At 58.8% G+C, this 204-nt stretch carries 1 rRNA gene; it reads left to right on the top strand.

The window, feature by feature from the left end:
- Nucleotides 1-204: ribosomal RNA gene (locus tag WS34_RS15280) — 23S ribosomal RNA — on the top strand; the annotation flags it as partial.

Here is a 204-nt window from a genome sequence, read left to right as displayed (position 1 = left end):
AAGCTACCCTGGGGATAACAGGCTTATCACTCCCAAGAGTTCACATCGACGGAGTGGTTTGGCACCTCGATGTCGGCTCATCGCATCCTGGGGCTGGAGCAGGTCCCAAGGGTTGGGCTGTTCGCCCATTAAAGCGGTACGCGAGCTGGGTTCAGAACGTCGTGAGACAGTTCGGTCCCTATCCGGCGCGGGCGCAGGATATCT

This window comes from Odoribacter sp. N15.MGS-14 (assembly GCF_000980245.1).
GTDB classification, from domain to species: Bacteria; Bacteroidota; Bacteroidia; order Bacteroidales; family Marinifilaceae; genus Odoribacter; species Odoribacter splanchnicus.
Note: the sequence above shows the minus strand (reverse complement) of the source record. Positions and strands in the feature narration are given on the sequence as shown.